Genomic DNA, 16,180 nt, shown 5'->3' with positions numbered 1-16,180 from the left:
CGCACGACTGCGCCGGCGGGACCGGAGCGCGCGTCGATAACGGTTCGGGTCGTGCCTGCCACCGAGGGGCGAAGTGGACGATGATGCGCATCGCCGGATCACTCGTCCGGGCACGCGACGGAGGGAGAGCGATGAGCGAGGTCAGCACCGATCCGACTCCGCAGGAACGGGCCGGCACCCGGATCAAACCGGTGGTCTTCTACGGGTCCGCCGCGATCACCCTCGCCGTCGCGATCTGGGCCATCGCCACCCCGACCGCCGCCTCCGACGCGATCGGCGCGCTGGTGGGCTGGACGTCGGAGTGGTTCGGCTGGTTCTACATCCTGCTGTCCACGGTCATCCTCGTCTTCGTCATCCTGGTGGGCGCCTCCCGGATGGGACGGACCAGGCTCGGGCCCGAGCACTCCCGACCCGAGTTCAGCACGTTCGCCTGGGCGTCGATGCTGTTCGCCGCCGGTATCGGCACCGACCTGATGTTCTTCGCGGTCGTCGAGCCGGTCACCCAGTACCTCACCCCGCCGCGCGGCGAGGGCGGCACGCTGCAGGCGGCCGAGGAGGCCACGGTCTGGACGCTGTTCCACTACGGGATCAGCGGCTGGGGCATGTACGCGCTGATGGGCATGGCCCTGGCCTACTTCGCCTACCGCCGGAACCTGCCGCTGGCCATCCGGTCGGCGCTGTACCCGATCTTCGGCAAGCGCATCCACGGCGGGCTCGGCACCGCGGTCGACCTCGCCGCCGTCCTCGGCACGATCTTCGGCGTCGCCGCCTCCCTCGGCATCGGCGTGGTGCTGCTGAACTACGGGCTCGACTTCCTCTTCGGCATCCCCGAGGGCACCGCGGCCCAGATCGGGCTGGTGGCCATCGCGGTCATCATGGCCACCGTGTCCGCGGTGAGCGGCGTCGACCGCGGCATCAAGCTGCTGTCCCAGCTCAACGTGCTGCTGGCGATCGGGCTGGCCCTCTACCTGCTGGTCGCGGGCGACACCGTGTTCCTGCTCAACGGGCTCGTGCAGAACGTCGGCGACTTCCTCAGCACCTTCCCGGGCCTGACCCTGCAGACGTTCGCCTACGACCGGCCCGTCGACTGGCTCAACGCCTGGACGCTGTTCTTCTGGGCCTGGTGGATCGCCTGGGCGTCGTTCGTCGGGCTGTTCCTGGCCCGGATCTCGCGCGGGCGCACCATCCGCCAGTTCGTGGTCGGCACGCTGATCATCCCGTTCACCTACATCGTCATGTGGATCTCGATCTTCGGCAACAGCGCCATCGACGTGATCCGCGACGGCAACACCGAGTTCGGCCAGGCCACGGTCGACAACCCGGCACAGGGCTTCTACCAGCTGCTCGCCCAGTACCCGGCGGTCTCGTTCGTCGCGGGGGTCGCGACCTTCACCGGCCTGCTGTTCTACGTGACCTCGGCCGACTCGGCCGCGCTGGTGATGGCCAACCTGTCCTCGCACCTGCCGACGCCGCAGTCGGACGGAGCCCCGTGGCTGCGCATCTTCTGGGCCGTGGCCACGGGCCTGCTGACGGTCGGGATGCTCATCGTCGGCGGGGTGCCCGCGCTGCAGAACGCCACCATCATCATGGGGCTGCCGTTCGCGTTCGTCCTGGTGCTGGTCATGTACGGGTTGTTCAAGGCGCTGCGGCTGGAGTCCCTGCACGCCGAGAGCCAGCGCTACGGGCTGCGCTCGTCGATCTCCGGGCGCAGCGCGGGCGACGGCCACCGGCCCGGTTCGCCCGGGTGGCGGCTGCGGCTCGACCGGGCCATGTCGTTCCCCGACCGGGAGCGCGCGGCGGAGTTCCTGGACGAGGTGGCGCTGCCCGCGGTCCGGGAGGTGGCCGAGCACCTGCAGGAACGCGGGATCGAGGCGCGCGCGGGCGAGGACCACGACGAGACCGGCGGAAAGGTCGTCGAGCTGACCGCCGACCTGGGCGAGGAGCACCCGTTCCGCTACCGCATCCAGCCGCGTGAGGTCCCGATCCCGGTCTACAGCCCGGCGTTCCCCAAGGGCGGCGACACCTACTGCCGCCTGGAGGTGCACCTGCGCGAAGGCGGCCAGGACTACGACGTCATGGGCTACTCCTACGGGCAGCTGACCGACGACATCCTCGACCAGTACGAGCGGCACCTGGAGTTCGTCCGGATCCAGCAGGTCGGCGGCTGAGCCCCCGGAGCAGGACGCTCGCCAGACGGGGCGACGACGCTCCGTCGGGCGAGCCGCCCAGCTCGCTCCATCCGTCCGCCGGTGCGCCCATCCGGACCATCGTCAGGCAATCGTCAGGCTGCCCGACCGGGCTCCACCGCCTTCCTGGGTACAACTGCGCGGTGAACGATCCGACGGAGGGCTCCCCACCCGTACCGGTGCCCCCGGCCGATGCCGAACCGCAGGTGACGGCGGTACCGGACACGGCGGAAGTGGCGGCGCGCGCCGCCGCGGACGTGACGCTGCTGCTGGCGCGGGCCGACGGGCTGCGCCGGATCGTCGAGCTCGCCGAGCGCAGCCGCCGCGAGGCCGACGCCCCCTACCGGGAATGACCCTGGTGAGACGATCCTGCCGCGGATCGGCGAGCCCTCGCAGTCTCGCCGACCCGCGACGGGTAACCGGTGGCGCGCGGGCGCAGGCTGTTCGACGCCCGCGCACCCCCGGCCGGGACGGTTCCCGGTCGGGCCTCGGATTCCCCAGCCGAGTTGCCCGACCGGCCCCCCGAGGCCCGCGTCCGGTGCGCCACCCGCAGTTGTAGTGGCCGCGGACCGCAGGCGGGAGGTCCCGCGCGGCTTCGTCAGCACATCGTCAGGTGGGTGTGTGCCCGACGGCCGGCCGTCCCTCCTCGATCACCCGGTGGGCGCCGGCGGCGGGCTCGTCGAGGTCACCGCGATCGCCTCCGGTGTCGGCTCCGGTGTCGGCTCCGGTGTCGGCTCCGGTGTCGACTCCGGCGGCGGGGCCGGCGCGGGCTGCACGGTCGTCGCCGTCGGTGCGACCGGCGGCGCGGGCGTCGACGACGTCAGCGGCACGGGCGAGAGCTGGGCCTGCACCCCGCACCCGGCGACGCCCAGCAGCCCGACCAGCCCCAGCAGCCCAGCCGCGACGGCTGCGGTCGCGCGCCTCACCGGTGCACCTCCGGCAGTTCGACGACGAACCGGGCGCCGCCACCGGGCCGGTCCTCGACCCGGACCGCGCCGCCGTGCCAGCGCACGTCCTGCGCCACCAGCGCCAGCCCGAGGCCGCTGCCGCCATCCACGCCGCGGCGCCCGGCGTAGGGGCCGCGGGCGAACCGCTCGAAGATCTGCTCGCGCTGGTCGTCGGGCACGCCCGGACCGCTGTCGTCGACCTCCAACCGCGCGCGCCCGCCGTGGCGCAGCACCGCCACCCGCACCGCACCGCCCGCGTACTTGTCCGCGTTGTCGAGCAGGTTGGCCACGGTGCGGTCCAGTCGGCGGCGGTCGGCCAGCACCAGCGGCGGCTGGGCCACCAGGTCGACCTCCGGCGGCTTCCCGGGTCGCACGGCGACCACGTGGCGCACGACGTCGCCCAGGTCGACGACCTCGTCGGGAACCTCGTCGGGGCGCAGGTCGTCCCGGGAGATCTCCAGCAGGTCCACCACCATGCGCTGGAAGCGGCCGATCTCGCCGAGCAGCAGGTCCAGCGCCCGGCCGGCGGTACCGGTCAGCTCGTCGCGCCGCCGGCGCAGGACCGCCCCGGCGTTGGCCATCGTCGTCAGCGGCGACCGCAGCTCGTGGCTCACGTCGCCGGCGAACCGGGCGTCGCGCCGCACCCGCTTCTCGAGCGCGTCCGCGGTGCGGTTGAAGGTCGCGGCCAGCGAGGCGAGGTCGGGGTCGTCCCGATCGGGCAGCCGGGCACGCAGGTCCCCGCCGACCACCCGGGCCGCCGCCTGCGTCAGCTCGGTGAGCGGGCGCAGGGCGCGCCGCCCCGCCCAGTGGCCGAGCCCGAGCCCGAGCAGCCCGCTCGCCGCGACGCCGATCGCGAGCACCGTGCTCAGGAACCGGAAGGCCTGGTCGAGCTGGGTGAGCGGGAACAGCTCGACGTACGCGCTCTCGCCACCGTCGACCGGCAGCGTGACGGCGAGCACGGGGATGCCCTGCGCGTTCAGCCGCTGGTGGGCGGGGACGCCGTCGGTGGCCATCCGCAGCAGTGCCGGGGGCAGCACGTCGGCGTCGACCTGGCGGCCGCTGGTCAGCCAGCCGCTGGGGCGCTCGATGAGGATCGTGGCATCGGAGCTGCTGGTGAGGCCGCTGAGCAGGTCGCCGAGGCCCTCCGAACCGGTCCGCAGGGAGGCGTCGACCAGCTGGACGTTCACCTCGGCCTGGCGGATCGCGCTGGTCTCGCGCTGGCGCAGCATGTACCCCGACGCCAGGTTCCAGGTGACCACGGCCAGCACGCCGGCGAGCACGACCGTGCCCAGGCCGAGGGCGAGCGCCACCCGCCAGCGCAGCGACAACCGCACCATGCGCACGTCCTACCCGGTCGGTCGGCCCGACGCGACCGCTGCCTACTCGACTGCCTACTCGACTGCCTACTCGACTGCCTACTCGACACCGACCGCTTTGTACCCGCGGCCCCGCACCGTCAGCACACGCTCCGGCTGGTCGGGGTCGCGCTCGACCTTGCGGCGCAACCGGCGCACGTGCACGTCCAGCAGCCGGGTGTCGCCGAAGTAGTCGTAGCCCCACACGCGGCGCAGCAGGTCCTCCCGGGAGACCACCGCCCCCCGCGCCTGGGCGAGTTCGAGCAGCAGCCCGAACTCGGTGCGCGTCAGGTGCACCTCGGCACCGCCCCGGCGCACCACCTCCTCGTCGGGCAGGATCTCCACGTCCCCCAGCCGCAGCGCGCGCGGGCTGCCGCCGTCCGGGTGGCGCCTGCGCAGCAGGGCCCGCACCCGGGCGGCCAGCTCGCTGGCCACGAGGGGCTTGGTGACGTAGTCGTCGGCCCCGGCCTCCAGCCCCGCGATCACGTCGGAGGTGTCGGTGCGCGCGGACACGATGATGATCGGCTGGTCGCCCCGGGCGCGCAGCGTGCGGCACACGTCGAGGCCGTCCATGCCCGGCAGCATCAGGTCGAGCAGCACGACGTCGACCGACGCCGTCGCGAGCAGTTCCAGGGCGCGCTCCCCCGACTCGGCCTCCAGCACCTCGCAGCCCTCGTCGGCCAGGGCCAGCCCGAGCGCCAGCCTGATCCGCTCGTCGTCCTCGACCATCAGCAACCGTGCGTCCACCGGGCCCATCCTGCGCTCCGCGGCCGGATCCTCGACGCGCTGCACACCCATCACCCGCTTCCCTGCGACCTCTGCCGCAAGCGGCAGGCGACCAACCGGTGCAGCAGCTCCGCCATCGAGCCGGCGGGCACCTGCCCGTCGAGCTCCCGCTCGGCGTCGCCGATCTCGGCCTCGAGCACCGCCCGGGGTACGCCGGCGAACTCCTCGCGCAGGCACTCGGCGACGTCTCTCGTCGCCGGCTGGAACAACGCTGCTGTCTGGGACGACGCTGTCGATCGCGCCGGTGCCGGCATGTCTCCCCTTCCCGCCGCCCGCACGGGACGGCTCGTGCGACCGCCCCGTCCGGCGCGGTCCGGTTCAGCGCCGCAGCGGCCCGATGCGCACCAGCACCTCGGGCGGGCGCCCGGGACCGAGCAGGTCGGACCCGAAGAGCAGGCTGCGCGACACCGCAGCGCCGTAGCGGGTCGCGAAGCCGGTGAAGAGAGCCTGCGACACGGGGTCGTCCGGGGCGACGGACGCCTCCACGTGGTCGACGTCCGGGAGCCGGTCGACCAGGACGTCCAGCATCGCGGCGCCGACACCGCGGCCACGCACCGCCTCGGCCACGACGACCTGCCAGACGAACAGCGTCGACGGCTCGTCCGGCCGGCGGAAACCGGTGGTGAAGCCGACGACGGCGTTGCGCCGCCACGCCACCGCCGAGGTGTCGTCGAAGTCCCGCGCCCACAGCAGGTAGGCGTAGCGGGAGTTGACCGAGCGGATGCCGCTCGCGCAGGCGAGGCGCCAGCACGCGGCGCCGTCGGAGACGCCGGGGCGGCGCACCGTCACCCCGGCCGGGGTGACCGCGGCCGTGTCCGCGCGGTCTCCGGCCGGTGTCGCGGTGTCGGTCACGAACCGGACATTACGGCGTCGTCGCGGTGCGGGGCCGGATCGTCAGGCAGTCGTCAGCCGGGCGGGCCGAGCACCCCGTCGATCCCGGGTAATCCCCCTCATGACGAAACCGCACGATCCCGGCACGCCGTGCCCGCGGACCGCCGACGCCCCCGTCCGCTCGGGCCTGGGCGCCGGCATCGGATCGATCGTGCTGCTGACCGCGCTGTTCGTCGCGTCGCTGATGCGCGACCCGGACCCCGCCTACAGCACCGTGCTCGGCACCGCCTGCCTGGTGGTCACGGTGCTGATGATCCGCGGCGCGCGCCGGTGGCGCGACCGCTGCTGAGCGCGGACCACCCGGCGCCGCACTGCCCGATCAGGCCGGATCGTGGAGCTCGGCGAGGAACCGCTCCGCACGACCGGCGAACAGGTGGGCCCCACGGTCGACCGACAACGCCCGGGCCCGCTCGGCGGCGGCCCGGACGACGGCGACCGGCTCACCGCGGGCGTGCCGCAGCCGAGCCCGCTGCAGGAGGATCAGGCCTTCGCCGTGGCGCTGGCCGTGGGCGTCCAGGAACCGCTCGGCCCGGTCGAGGGCGGTGGCGGCCTCGTCGAGCTCGCCCGCCGCCGACCACATCTCGCTGAGCAGTGCGTACCAGGTGGGCACGTTCGAGCGGGGCGGGTCGAGCAGCGTCGCGGTGATGACGGCGTCGGCGGCGGCCGCGGCACCGGCGGGGTCGGTGCCGGTCGTGGCGCGCGCCCAGTACCGGGCCAGCCGCAGGTAGGCGCCGAAGAAGGTGAACGAGAACCCGGGGTCCTGCGCGATCCCGCGCTCCGCGCCGCGCAGCGCCCAGGCCGGGTCACCCACCATGGCGGCGATCCGCGCGGTGAACCCGGCCCAGACGGTGACGGCGTACGGTTCGGCGCCGACCGCGACCTCCAGCCCGTCCAGCAGAGCGCGGGCGGCGTCGACGTCGCCGTGCAGCGCGGTCGTCTCGGCGAGCATGCCGGCCGCCATCAGCCGCAGGTCGTAGCGCAGTGGCTGGTCCTCCCGCCCGGCGAGGTCGTCCAGCGCGGCCCGGTCCAGGCGGCTGAGGTAGCGGTGGGCGGCCCCGATGTCGCCCAGGTCCCACTGGTGGATGCCCCAGGAGTAGAGGCCGTAGGCGCGCACGACCGGATCGGCCGACGCCTCCCCCTGCTCGAGCAGCCGGCGGGCCAGCGGGCCGCTGCGGTCGAGTCGCACGGCCTGGGAGTGCGCGGCCCGCCGGGAGAAGAGGAACTCGGTAGCGTCCCGTTCCCGGCCGAGGCCGCGAGCCAGGTCCTCGGCGCGTTCGAGTACGTCGAGGGCCGCGCCGTGATACCCCGAACGCATCCCGACGACCGCGATCAGCTGGGACAGCGCGGACAGCTCCAGCTCCGCGCGACCGGCCGCCCTGGCCAGCCGCGCCGCCGACCGCAGCCGCCGCTCGGCGGCCTCCAGCGCGGACCTGGCCCCCGCGCCGCGGGCCGCGCGTATCAGCGCGTCCGCGGTCCGGGCCGGGTCGGCCAGCGGCCCGGCGGTCCACAGGTGGTGGGCGAGGCGCTCGGCGACGGACCCGACGTCCGGTGCGGCGCGGTCCAGGGCGTCGGCGACCCGCAGGTGCAGACGCGGGGCCCGGCGCGGCGGCGTGGTGTCGACGACCGCTTCGCGGACCAGGTCGTGCGTGAAGCGGACGCGGTACGGGTCGGCGGGGTCGAGGGCGAGCAGACCGAGCGCCTCCACCGGCTCGAACCGGTCGAGGCAGGTCTGGACGTCGAGGTCGGCGGCGGCGGCGAGCAGGCGCAGATCGACGTCGCGGCCGAGGATCGCGGCGACTTCGAGCAGGTCGCGGGCCCGGTCGTCGAGACCGGCCATGCGGTCGCGGACGACGTCCCGCACGCTGGCCGGCACGCCGGCCCGGGCCACGGCGTCCTCGGTGAGCGCGCCGCCGTCGGCGAGGAACCGGGACAGCTCCCGCACGAAGAAGGGGTTGCCCGCGGTGCGGGCGTGGATGTGCCGCACGGCGGCGGGGTCGGGGTCCTGGCCGGTGGTGCGCTGCACGAGCCCGGCGACCTCGACCGGGGTCAGCGGGCCGAGTCGGATCCGGCGGTGGCCGGGCGCCCGGCTCGCCGCGGCGAGGGTGCGGGTGAGCTCCGCGTCGGGGGTCGGCGCACGGTCCCGCACGGCACCGACGAGCACGGTTCTGCCCGGCAGCCGGGTCGCCAGGTGGGAGAACAGGCGCAGGGACGCCACGTCGGCCCACTGCAGGTCGTCCACGAGCAGCACGACCGGCCGCACCGCCGCGACCTCGTCCAACACCGCCGCGACCTGCTCGAACAGCCGGAACCGGGTCCCCTCGTGCGGCGGGGCCGACGGGGCGGGCCCACCGCTGCCCGGGCCCGCGAGACGGCGCAGTTCACCGGCGAGCCGAGCCGCCCGCGCTTCTTCCGGGAGGGCGTCGAGGATCGTGCCGGTCGCCTGCACCCACGGCCACATCGACGGCGTCCCGTCGCCGTCGAGGCAGCGACCCCAGACCACGAGCGCTCCGCGCCGCGCGGCCTCGTGCGCGATCTCCTCCAGCAGCCGGGTCTTCCCCGCTCCCGGCTCCCCCTCGACGACGACCGGCCCCGCACCGCGGTCCGGGGTCGGGCCCAGCGCCGAGTCCACGGCGTGCCGCAGCGCGGTGAGCTCGTCGCTCCTGCCCACCAGGGCGCCGCGCGCGCCCGCCGACCCGTCGTCGGCCGCGCCGGTCACCAGCGGCACCGACGACTGCGTCAGCACCCGCTGCTGCGCTGCCCGCAGCACCGCGCCCGGGTCGACGCCGAGCTCCTCGACGAGCCGGGCACGGACCGCCCGGAACACCGACAGCGCCTCCGCCTGCTGCCCGGCGGCCCCCAGCGCAGTGATCAGGGCGGCCTGCACGGGCTCGTTCAGCGGCGCCATCGACGCGGCCAGGCGCAGCGGGCGCAACACACGTCCGGGCTCGCCGCGCCGCACCGCGACGTGGGCCGCCGTGAGGCAGGCGTCGAAGAACTCGTCGTCCAGGGTGGCCAGTACCGACGCGGCGGCCGGTCCACGAGCCGATCCGTCGGCCGCCGGGCCGCGCCAGAGGTCCAACGCCTCGACGTAGCTTTCGAGCGCCGCGTCCTGGTCGTCGACCGCGGCGCAGGCGCGGGCCGCCTCGACGAGCTCCCGGAAGTCGACGAGGTCCAGCGTCTCGGGCCCGGCCGCGAACATGTAGCCGGGCCCGCGGCGAAGCAGGTAGGAGCCGGTGCCGCGAGCCGGCAGCGCGGGTTCCAGCAGCCGCCGCAGCGCTCCGACGTGCTTGTGCAGCACGTTGAGGGCCGTGGGCGGAACGGCGTCCGGCCAGATCAGGTCGAGCAGCTCGCTGGTGCTGATCGGCCGGCCCGCCCGGGCCAGCAGCAGCGCGAGCACCTGGGCCTGCCGCTGCGGCGCGGGGTCCAGCTCGACGCCGTCGCGCCAGATCCGCAGCGGCCCGAGGACCTGCAGCCGCAGGGGGTGCACGGCGCGGGCGGGACGGCCTGGCGCAGCCACCCCGACACCACTCCTCGGATCGATCGGACGCAGCGGGACCGGTCCGGGGTGCCCGCTCGCACGACCCTGGACGGGCTCGTCGCGATCGTACTCGGCGGGCTCGGCCCGCGACGCGGCTCGATAGGCCCGGGGTGACCGACCGGTCGTCCGCTTGAACGCCGCGCTGAAGGCGCTGTCGGAGCGGTACCCGGTCTCCAGCGCCAGCCGCGCGACCGGGACGTCGCTGGTGCGCAGCGCGGCTTCGGCGCGGAGCATGCGGATGCGACCGAGGCATGCCGAGGGCGTGGTCCCGGCGAGCGCCCGGAAGCGCTGCATGAACACCGACCGCGACACCAGTGCGATGCGGGCCAGCTCTCCGGGCGTCCACCCGTGGGCCGGCTCGGCCAGCATCTGACCGACGGCGGGCGCCAACCGGGGGTCGGCGAGCACCCGCAGCCACCCCACGGGCAGGGCGTCGGGCCGGGACAGGCACGCGCGCAGCGCTTCGAGCAAGAGGAGCTGCGCGTAGTGCGCCACGGCGCCGCTGGCTCCGACCGCGCGCTCGGCCAGCTCGCGCTCGACCGCCACGACCAGCGCGCCGACCACGGCCGCGCGTCCGCGGCCACCGGCGACGACCGTCAGCGGCGGGAGGGCGGCCAGCAGCATCTCGGCCCGGTCGACCTCGAACACCGCGGTGAGCAGCGCGAACGAGCCTTCGCCGGGCCCGCCATCGCCCACCGCGGCGACGGGTGGTCGATCCGGCCGATCCGACACGGTCAACGCGCGCGAACCGCGGGCCACGACGACTGCACCCTCCGGCAGCAGCCGCGGCGGCTCCCCGGTCCCCGGGTCGAGCCAGCACTGCCCCCGCACCACCACGCCGACACCCAGCCGGCCGCCGACGAGCGGTCGCGCGCTCCACTCGCCCCCCGCGACCAGCTCCCCGGAAGCGATGCACCTGGCCCGCACGAGCGACACCGTCTCCGACAGCGGATCGGCCGCGGGGTGCGGGCGGGCGGCGGTGTCGGGCAGCGGCACGCCCCGATCGTCGTCGCGGGCACTGGAGCTCCGGTGACGTGACAGTTCCGTTCCTCTGCCGTCCCGCCGGGCGGGAGAGCGCGGATTCCCCGGACCGACGAGCATTCCGATCCCGGCCCGGGGTTGGCACGGTCGAGCCGAACGTTCGACGAGAGGGAAACCAATGAGTGACGCACCGATCCGCAACGTCGTGCTCGTCCACGGGGCGTGGGCGGACGGCTCGGGATGGCGGGCCGTGCACGACCGGCTCGTCGACGAGGGCTACGCGGTGAGCATCGTCCAGCACCCCACCACCTCGCTCACCGACGACGCGCTGGTCACCCGGCGGGTCCTGGACCAGCAGGACGGCCCGACCGTCCTGGTGGGGCACTCCTACGGCGGCGCGGTGATCAGCGAGGCCGGAACGCACGAGAAGGTGGCCGCGCTCGTCTTCGTGGCGGCCTTCGCCCCGGACAAGGGAGAGTCGGTCAACACCCTGATCGCCGACCCGCCGCCGGGCTCGCCCGCGCCGCCGATCCTGCCGCCGGTGGACGGCTTCCTGCTGCTCGACCGCGAGCGGTTCCCTGCCGCGTTCGCCGCTGACCTGCCCGCCGCCGATGCCCGCTTCCTGGCCGACTCGCAGCTGCCCTGGGGCCTGGAGGCCGTCGGTGGAGCCATCACCGACCCCGCCTGGCGGGCCAGGCCGAGCTGGTACCTCGTCGCCGCGCAGGACCGGATGATCCCGCCGGTCGCCCAGCGCTCGATGGCCGAACGCGCCGGCGCCTCGGTCACCGAGGTGGACGCCAGCCACGCGGTCTACGTCTCCCGGCCGGAGGCCGTCGTCGCCCTGGTCAAGGCCGCGGCCGGGACCTGAGCAAGCATCCCGTCCGGTGCCGGCGCGGTCGCGCCGGGTCCTCAGAAGATGGAATACCCGCCGTCGACGACGATCTCGTCGCCGGTGTGGAACCCGCCGATCCCGGCGGCCAGGTAGACCGCGAGCCGGGCGAAGTCGTCCGGCTCGCCCCAGCGCCGGTGCGGCATGCGCTTCATGACGTTGCGCTCGAAACCCTCGCTGTGCAGCGCGGGGGACGCCATCGGCGTCTCGGTCCAGCCGGCGATGATCGAGTGGGCGTGGATCCGGTAGCGGGCCAGCTCCACCGCGCACGCCTTGATCATCGCGGTCAGGCCGGCCTTGCTGGCCGCGTAGGCCTGCCCGCGCGGGGCGCCGTGGACCGTGGACACGCTGGACGTGCCGACGAGCACCCCGCCCCCGCCGCGCTCGACCATGTGCCCCGCGGCGGCGCGCAGGGTGAGGAACGCGCCGTCGAGGTTGACCCGGGTGACCGCCCGGAAGTCCGCCAGGCTCGTCCCGACGAAGGGCGTGCCGGTGCCGCTGCGGCCGGCGTTGGCGAAGCAGGAGTCGACCCGGCCGAAGTGCTCCAGCGTCGCGGCGAAGGCGTCGCCGACGGCCTGCTCGTCGCCGACGTCGCAGCCGAACGCCCGCACCCGGGTGCCGTACCCGGCCAGTTCCTCGGCCGCCTGTTCGTTGCGCTCGGCGTTGGTGCCCCACACGGCGACGTCGGCGCCGCACCTGGCGAGCCCGCGGGCCATGCCCAGGCCGATGCCCGAGTTGCCCCCGGTGACCAGCGCGACGTGGCCGGTGAGGTCGAACAGACCGCGCTCGCCGGCCGCGGTCGCGGTTGTCGGGTCGGTCACGGGGTCGGTCACCGTGCCACCCACCCGTTCCACGACCCGCCGTCGCGGGCGTTCCCGTGCTGCGGGCAGTTCAGGTCGACCAGCACCATGCGCGCCTCTCCTCGTCTGCGGACGAAGGCGAAACCTACTGAACAATCGTTCAGACATCAATCGGTCCGACGTGCCGGCGCACCCACATGAGACGAGCCGTCTCGTCTTGACAGTCCCCCTCGCCCCGCCTACCGTTCCGCCTCGGGCCGCGAGACGAACCGTCTCGTCTCACCGCAGAACGGAGACCCCATGCGCACCTCGTCCGACACCGCCCCCCGCACGTGGTTCATCACCGGCGCCAGCCGCGGCCTGGGCCGCGCGTTCGCCGAGGCCGCGCTCGCGCGGGGCGACCGGGTGGCTGCCGCGTCGCGGACCATCGCCCGGGAGGTCCTCGACGAGCGGCACGGCGACCGGCTGCTGGCCCTGCCCCTCGACGTGACCGACCGGGCGGCGGTCATCGCCGCCGTGGCGACCGCCGTCGAGCACTTCGGACGGCTCGACATCGTCGTCAACAACGCCGGCACGATGTCCATGGGCATGGTCGAGGAGTTCACCGAGGCCCAGGCGCGGGCCCAGTTCGAGGTCAACCTCTTCGGCGCGCTGTGGGTCGCCCAGGCGGCGCTCCCGCACCTGCGTGTCCAGCGGTCCGGCCACATCGTGCAGATCTCCAGCATCGCCGCGCTCGGCGGCTTCCCGAGCACCGGCATGTACAGCGCGAGCAAGTTCGCCCTCGAAGGCATGAGCGAAGCACTGGCGATGGAAGCGGCGACCTTCGACGTCCGGGTCAGCATCGTGCAGCCGGGCGGCTACTGGACCGACCTGTACTCCAGCATGACGACCACGGCCCCGATGCGGGAATACGCACCGCTGCGCGCCGAGCTGGAGCGGCAGTGGGCGCAGGGATCGGTCGACAGCGAACCCCGGCTCGCCGCCGAGGCGCTGCTGCGCCTGGTCGACAGCGACGACCCGCCGCCGCGGCTCCTGCTCGGCAGCATGGTCTACGACCTGGCGTTCGACATCTCCCGCCGGCGGATGGACACCTGGGCGGGCTGGGAGCGGGTCAGCCGGGCCGCCGAGCACGCCGTCGCTGCCCCCGCCGAGGCGCGCTGACCGTCGCTCCGAGGTACTCGCCCACGCGGCCGGACCCGGGTGGTCTGACAGAGTGGATCGGTGATGCGTCGAGCCGTTCCGGCCGTCCTGGCCCTGACGAGTGCCCTCCTGCTGGCCGCCTGCGGCGGCGCCCCGGCGGCCGGGCCGTCGGCGGAGCGGTCGCTGATCCTGGCCACCACCACCAGCACGCAGGACTCCGGCCTGCTCGACGTGCTGCTGCCCGAGTTCAGCCGCGGCACCGGCTGGCAGGTGAAGACGCTCGCGGTGGGCAGCGGGCAGGCCATCGAGCTGGGCCGCCGCGGCGAGGCCGACGTGCTGCTGGTGCACTCGCCCGCCGCCGAGGAGGAGTTCGTGGCCGAGGGCGCCGCCGGCTCGCGGCGGCTGGTGATGCACAACGACTTCGTGCTCGTCGGGCCGGAGGCCGACCCGGCCGGGATCCGCGGTCTGGACAGCGTGGAGGCGATGCGGCGGATCGCGGCCGCACAGGCGGTGTTCGTGTCCCGGGGCGACGAGTCCGGCACCAACGCCCGCGAGGAACAGCTGTGGAGCGCGGCCGGCCTCACCCCGACCGGGTCCTGGTACCAGTCCACCGGGCAGGGCATGGGCGCCACGCTGCGGGTGGCGGCGGAGAAGGACGGCTACACGCTCACCGACCGGGCGACCTACCTCGCGCAACGCGACTCGCTGTCGTCGACGGTGCTCAGCGAGGGCGACCCCGCGCTGCTGAACGTCTACCACGTGATCGAGATGACGACGCGCGCCGGCGACCGGGTCCAGCCCGACGGCGCCGCCGCCTTCGCCGACTGGATCGTGTCGGCCCCGGCCCAGGAGATGATCGGTCGGTTCGGCCGGGAGGAGTTCGGCCAGCCGCTGTTCACCCCCGACGCCGGCAAGGACGAGGCGAGCCTGGGCGGCTGAGGCGTGGACGTCCTGCTCGACGGCCTCGGCGAGGCGGTGCGGCTGCTGGTCACCGGCGACCAGGACACCTGGGCGATCACCGCGTTGACCCTGCGCGTGTCGCTGACCGCGACCGCCGTCGCCCTGCTGCTCGGGCTCCCGCTCGGGCTCGCGGTCGCCCTCGGGCGGTTCCCCGGCCGGCGGGTCCTGCTGGCCGCGGCGAACACCGGGATGGGCCTGCCGCCGGTCGTCGTGGGCCTGTTCGTCACCGTGCTCCTGTGGCGCAGCGGCCCGCTCGGCGGGCTGGGGCTGCTCTACACCCCGACCGCGATGGTCGTCGCGCAGGCCGGGATCGCGACGCCGGTCGTCGTCGCGCTGGTCGCGGTCGCGGTGCAGCAGGTCGACCCCGAGTTCCGGGTCCAGATGCAGGGCCTGGGGGCGAGCCGGCTGCGCTCGCTGCTCGCCCTGCTCGGCGAAGCCCGGCTCCCGCTGCTGGCCGCGGCGATGGCCGCGTTCGGCGCCGTGGTCAGCGAGGTCGGGGCGGCGCAGATGGTGGGGGGCAACCTCGCCGGCGAGACCCGGGTGCTGACCACGGCCGCGGTGCTGGCCACCAGCCGCGGGCAGTTCGCGCTGGCCATCGCGTTCGGGCTGGTCCTGCTGGTGATCGCGTTCGCGGTGAACCTGGTGCTGACCCTCGTCCAGCAGGGCCGGGTCGACGCCCGGTGACCAGCGGGCTCGCCTGCCGCGACCTGAGCGTGCACGTGGCCGGGCGCGCGCTCGTGCACGCGGTCACCTTGGACGTCCCGGCCGGGCGCACCCTCGCCGTGCTCGGCCCCAACGGCGCCGGGAAGTCCACGCTGCTGCGCGCCGTCGGCCTGCTCGGGCCGCACCGCAGCACCGGGGAGGTCCTGCTCGACGGCGGCCCGGTCACCCGGCCGCAGATGCGCCGGGCGGTCGCGGCCGTGCTGCAGCGCCCGATCCTGCGCCGCGGGACGGTGGCCGCCAACGCCGCCAGCGGGCTGCGATTCCGCGGTGTCGACCGGCGCGCGGCCCGGGAACGCGCGCTGCCCTGGCTCGACGCGTTGGGCATCGCCCACCTCGCCGACCGCGACGCCCGCACCCTGTCCGGCGGCGAGGCCCAGCGGCTGAGCATCGCCCGCGCGCTGGCCGTCGGCTCGCGCGTCCTGCTGCTCGACGAGCCGTTCAGCGGCCTGGACGCCGCCACCCGCGGCGACCTGCTGGCCGATCTGCGCGCCGCGCTGGACCGCCACGGCGCGGCCACCGTGCTCGTCACCCACGACCGGCACGAGGCGCTGGCCCTCGCCCAGGACACCGCCCTGCTCGTCGACGGGCGCCTGCGCCACCACGGCCCGACGCGGTTCGTGCTGGAGGAGCCCCGCGACGCCGACACCGCCCGCCTCCTCGGCTTCACCAACCTGCTCCCGCCGAGCCTGACCGGCCGGCCGGACACCCTCGCCGCCCGCCCCGAGCACTGCCGCCTGCTGAGCGCCCTCGCCGACCCCGGCGGCGACGTCGTCACCGTCGAGGGCGTCCTGCGCCGGTCGGTCGACCTCGGCGCCGCCACCCGGCTCGACGTCGACACCCCGAGCGGGCCACTCGTCTGCCTGGACCGCGATCCGCCGGACACGGTGACGCTCGGGGCCCGCGTCGTCGTCGCGGTCGAGCAGCACCGCTCGCTCCCCGGTACTCCCCTCCCCCTCCCGTCGAGAACGACGTTGTCGTGATCCA

15 protein-coding genes are annotated in these 16,180 nt (G+C 74.9%); 8 read left to right on the top strand and 7 right to left on the bottom strand.

The window, feature by feature from the left end:
* The first annotated feature begins 131 nt into the window (after nucleotides 1–131).
* Both betT and KIK08_RS01430 read left to right on the top strand, forming a co-directional pair.
* Nucleotides 132–2,168, top strand: a complete 2,037-nt coding sequence (betT, locus tag KIK08_RS01435; protein WP_214401102.1) for a choline BCCT transporter BetT — start codon at nucleotides 132–134, stop codon at nucleotides 2,166–2,168.
* A 161-nt stretch (nucleotides 2,169–2,329) separates the two neighbouring features.
* Nucleotides 2,330–2,539, top strand: a complete 210-nt coding sequence (locus tag KIK08_RS01430) for a hypothetical protein (protein ID WP_214401101.1) — start codon at nucleotides 2,330–2,332, stop codon at nucleotides 2,537–2,539.
* Between the two features lie 297 nt (nucleotides 2,540–2,836).
* On the opposite strand, the gene KIK08_RS01425 is transcribed toward KIK08_RS01430, so the two are convergent.
* The 5 genes from KIK08_RS01425 to ectA all read right to left on the bottom strand — a co-directional run bounded on the left by KIK08_RS01425 (nucleotide 2,837) and on the right by ectA (nucleotide 6,126).
* On the bottom strand, nucleotides 2,837–3,112 hold the full coding sequence (locus tag KIK08_RS01425; protein ID WP_214401100.1) for a hypothetical protein: 276 nt from the start codon (nucleotides 3,110–3,112) through the stop codon (nucleotides 2,837–2,839).
* Nucleotides 3,109–4,470 (bottom strand): sensor histidine kinase, encoded by a 1,362-nt coding sequence (locus tag KIK08_RS42365; protein WP_214401099.1) that lies wholly within the window; start codon nucleotides 4,468–4,470, stop codon nucleotides 3,109–3,111. Before KIK08_RS42365 ends, KIK08_RS01425 begins: the two co-directional genes overlap by 4 nt.
* Nucleotides 4,471–4,548: 78 nt before the next feature.
* Entirely contained in the window at nucleotides 4,549–5,244 is a 696-nt protein-coding gene (locus KIK08_RS01415) for a response regulator transcription factor (RefSeq protein ID WP_214401143.1), read from the bottom strand.
* Nucleotides 5,245–5,285: 41 nt separating this feature from the next.
* Nucleotides 5,286–5,483, bottom strand: coding sequence for a hypothetical protein (locus KIK08_RS01410; RefSeq protein WP_214401098.1), 198 nt, complete (start codon nucleotides 5,481–5,483; stop codon nucleotides 5,286–5,288).
* Nucleotides 5,484–5,592: 109 nt separating this feature from the next.
* Entirely contained in the window at nucleotides 5,593–6,126 is a 534-nt protein-coding gene (ectA, locus tag KIK08_RS01405) for a diaminobutyrate acetyltransferase (protein ID WP_214401097.1), read from the bottom strand.
* A 100-nt stretch (nucleotides 6,127–6,226) separates the two neighbouring features.
* Between ectA and KIK08_RS01400 the strand changes: the two genes are divergently transcribed.
* Nucleotides 6,227–6,454 (top strand): hypothetical protein, encoded by a 228-nt coding sequence (locus tag KIK08_RS01400; protein WP_214401096.1) that lies wholly within the window; start codon nucleotides 6,227–6,229, stop codon nucleotides 6,452–6,454.
* A gap of 30 nt (nucleotides 6,455–6,484) precedes the next feature.
* Here the strand turns inward: KIK08_RS01400 and KIK08_RS01395 are convergent, their stop codons facing one another.
* A complete protein-coding gene (locus KIK08_RS01395) occupies nucleotides 6,485–10,699 on the bottom strand; it encodes a BTAD domain-containing putative transcriptional regulator (RefSeq protein ID WP_214401095.1) in 4,215 nt (1,404 codons plus the stop codon).
* 163 nt (nucleotides 10,700–10,862) lie between these two features.
* On the opposite strand from KIK08_RS01395, the gene KIK08_RS01390 reads away from it, so the two are divergent.
* Complete coding sequence (locus tag KIK08_RS01390; protein WP_214401094.1) at nucleotides 10,863–11,552, top strand: alpha/beta fold hydrolase; 690 nt, start codon at nucleotides 10,863–10,865, stop codon at nucleotides 11,550–11,552.
* Nucleotides 11,553–11,593: 41 nt separating this feature from the next.
* Here the strand turns inward: KIK08_RS01390 and KIK08_RS01385 are convergent, their stop codons facing one another.
* Complete coding sequence (locus KIK08_RS01385) at nucleotides 11,594–12,394, bottom strand: SDR family NAD(P)-dependent oxidoreductase (RefSeq protein ID WP_308257313.1); 801 nt, start codon at nucleotides 12,392–12,394, stop codon at nucleotides 11,594–11,596.
* 279 nt (nucleotides 12,395–12,673) lie between these two features.
* Between KIK08_RS01385 and KIK08_RS01380 the strand changes: the two genes are divergently transcribed.
* The 4 genes from KIK08_RS01380 to KIK08_RS01365 all read left to right on the top strand — a co-directional run bounded on the left by KIK08_RS01380 (nucleotide 12,674) and on the right by KIK08_RS01365 (nucleotide 16,176).
* Nucleotides 12,674–13,534, top strand: coding sequence for an SDR family oxidoreductase (locus KIK08_RS01380; protein WP_214401092.1), 861 nt, complete (start codon nucleotides 12,674–12,676; stop codon nucleotides 13,532–13,534).
* A 63-nt stretch (nucleotides 13,535–13,597) separates the two neighbouring features.
* Nucleotides 13,598–14,452 (top strand): ABC transporter substrate-binding protein, encoded by an 855-nt coding sequence (locus KIK08_RS01375; protein WP_214401091.1) that lies wholly within the window; start codon nucleotides 13,598–13,600, stop codon nucleotides 14,450–14,452.
* A 3-nt stretch (nucleotides 14,453–14,455) separates the two neighbouring features.
* On the top strand, nucleotides 14,456–15,157 hold the full coding sequence (locus KIK08_RS01370) for an ABC transporter permease (RefSeq protein ID WP_214401090.1): 702 nt from the start codon (nucleotides 14,456–14,458) through the stop codon (nucleotides 15,155–15,157).
* Nucleotides 15,154–16,176, top strand: coding sequence for an ABC transporter ATP-binding protein (locus KIK08_RS01365; protein ID WP_214401089.1), 1,023 nt, complete (start codon nucleotides 15,154–15,156; stop codon nucleotides 16,174–16,176). Before KIK08_RS01370 ends, KIK08_RS01365 begins: the two co-directional genes overlap by 4 nt.
* Nucleotides 16,177–16,180 lie beyond the last annotated feature (4 nt).

The organism is Pseudonocardia lacus (genome assembly GCF_018531445.1).
Lineage (GTDB): Bacteria > Actinomycetota > Actinomycetes > Mycobacteriales > Pseudonocardiaceae > Pseudonocardia > Pseudonocardia lacus.
This window is presented reverse-complemented; position numbering and strand designations above follow the sequence as displayed.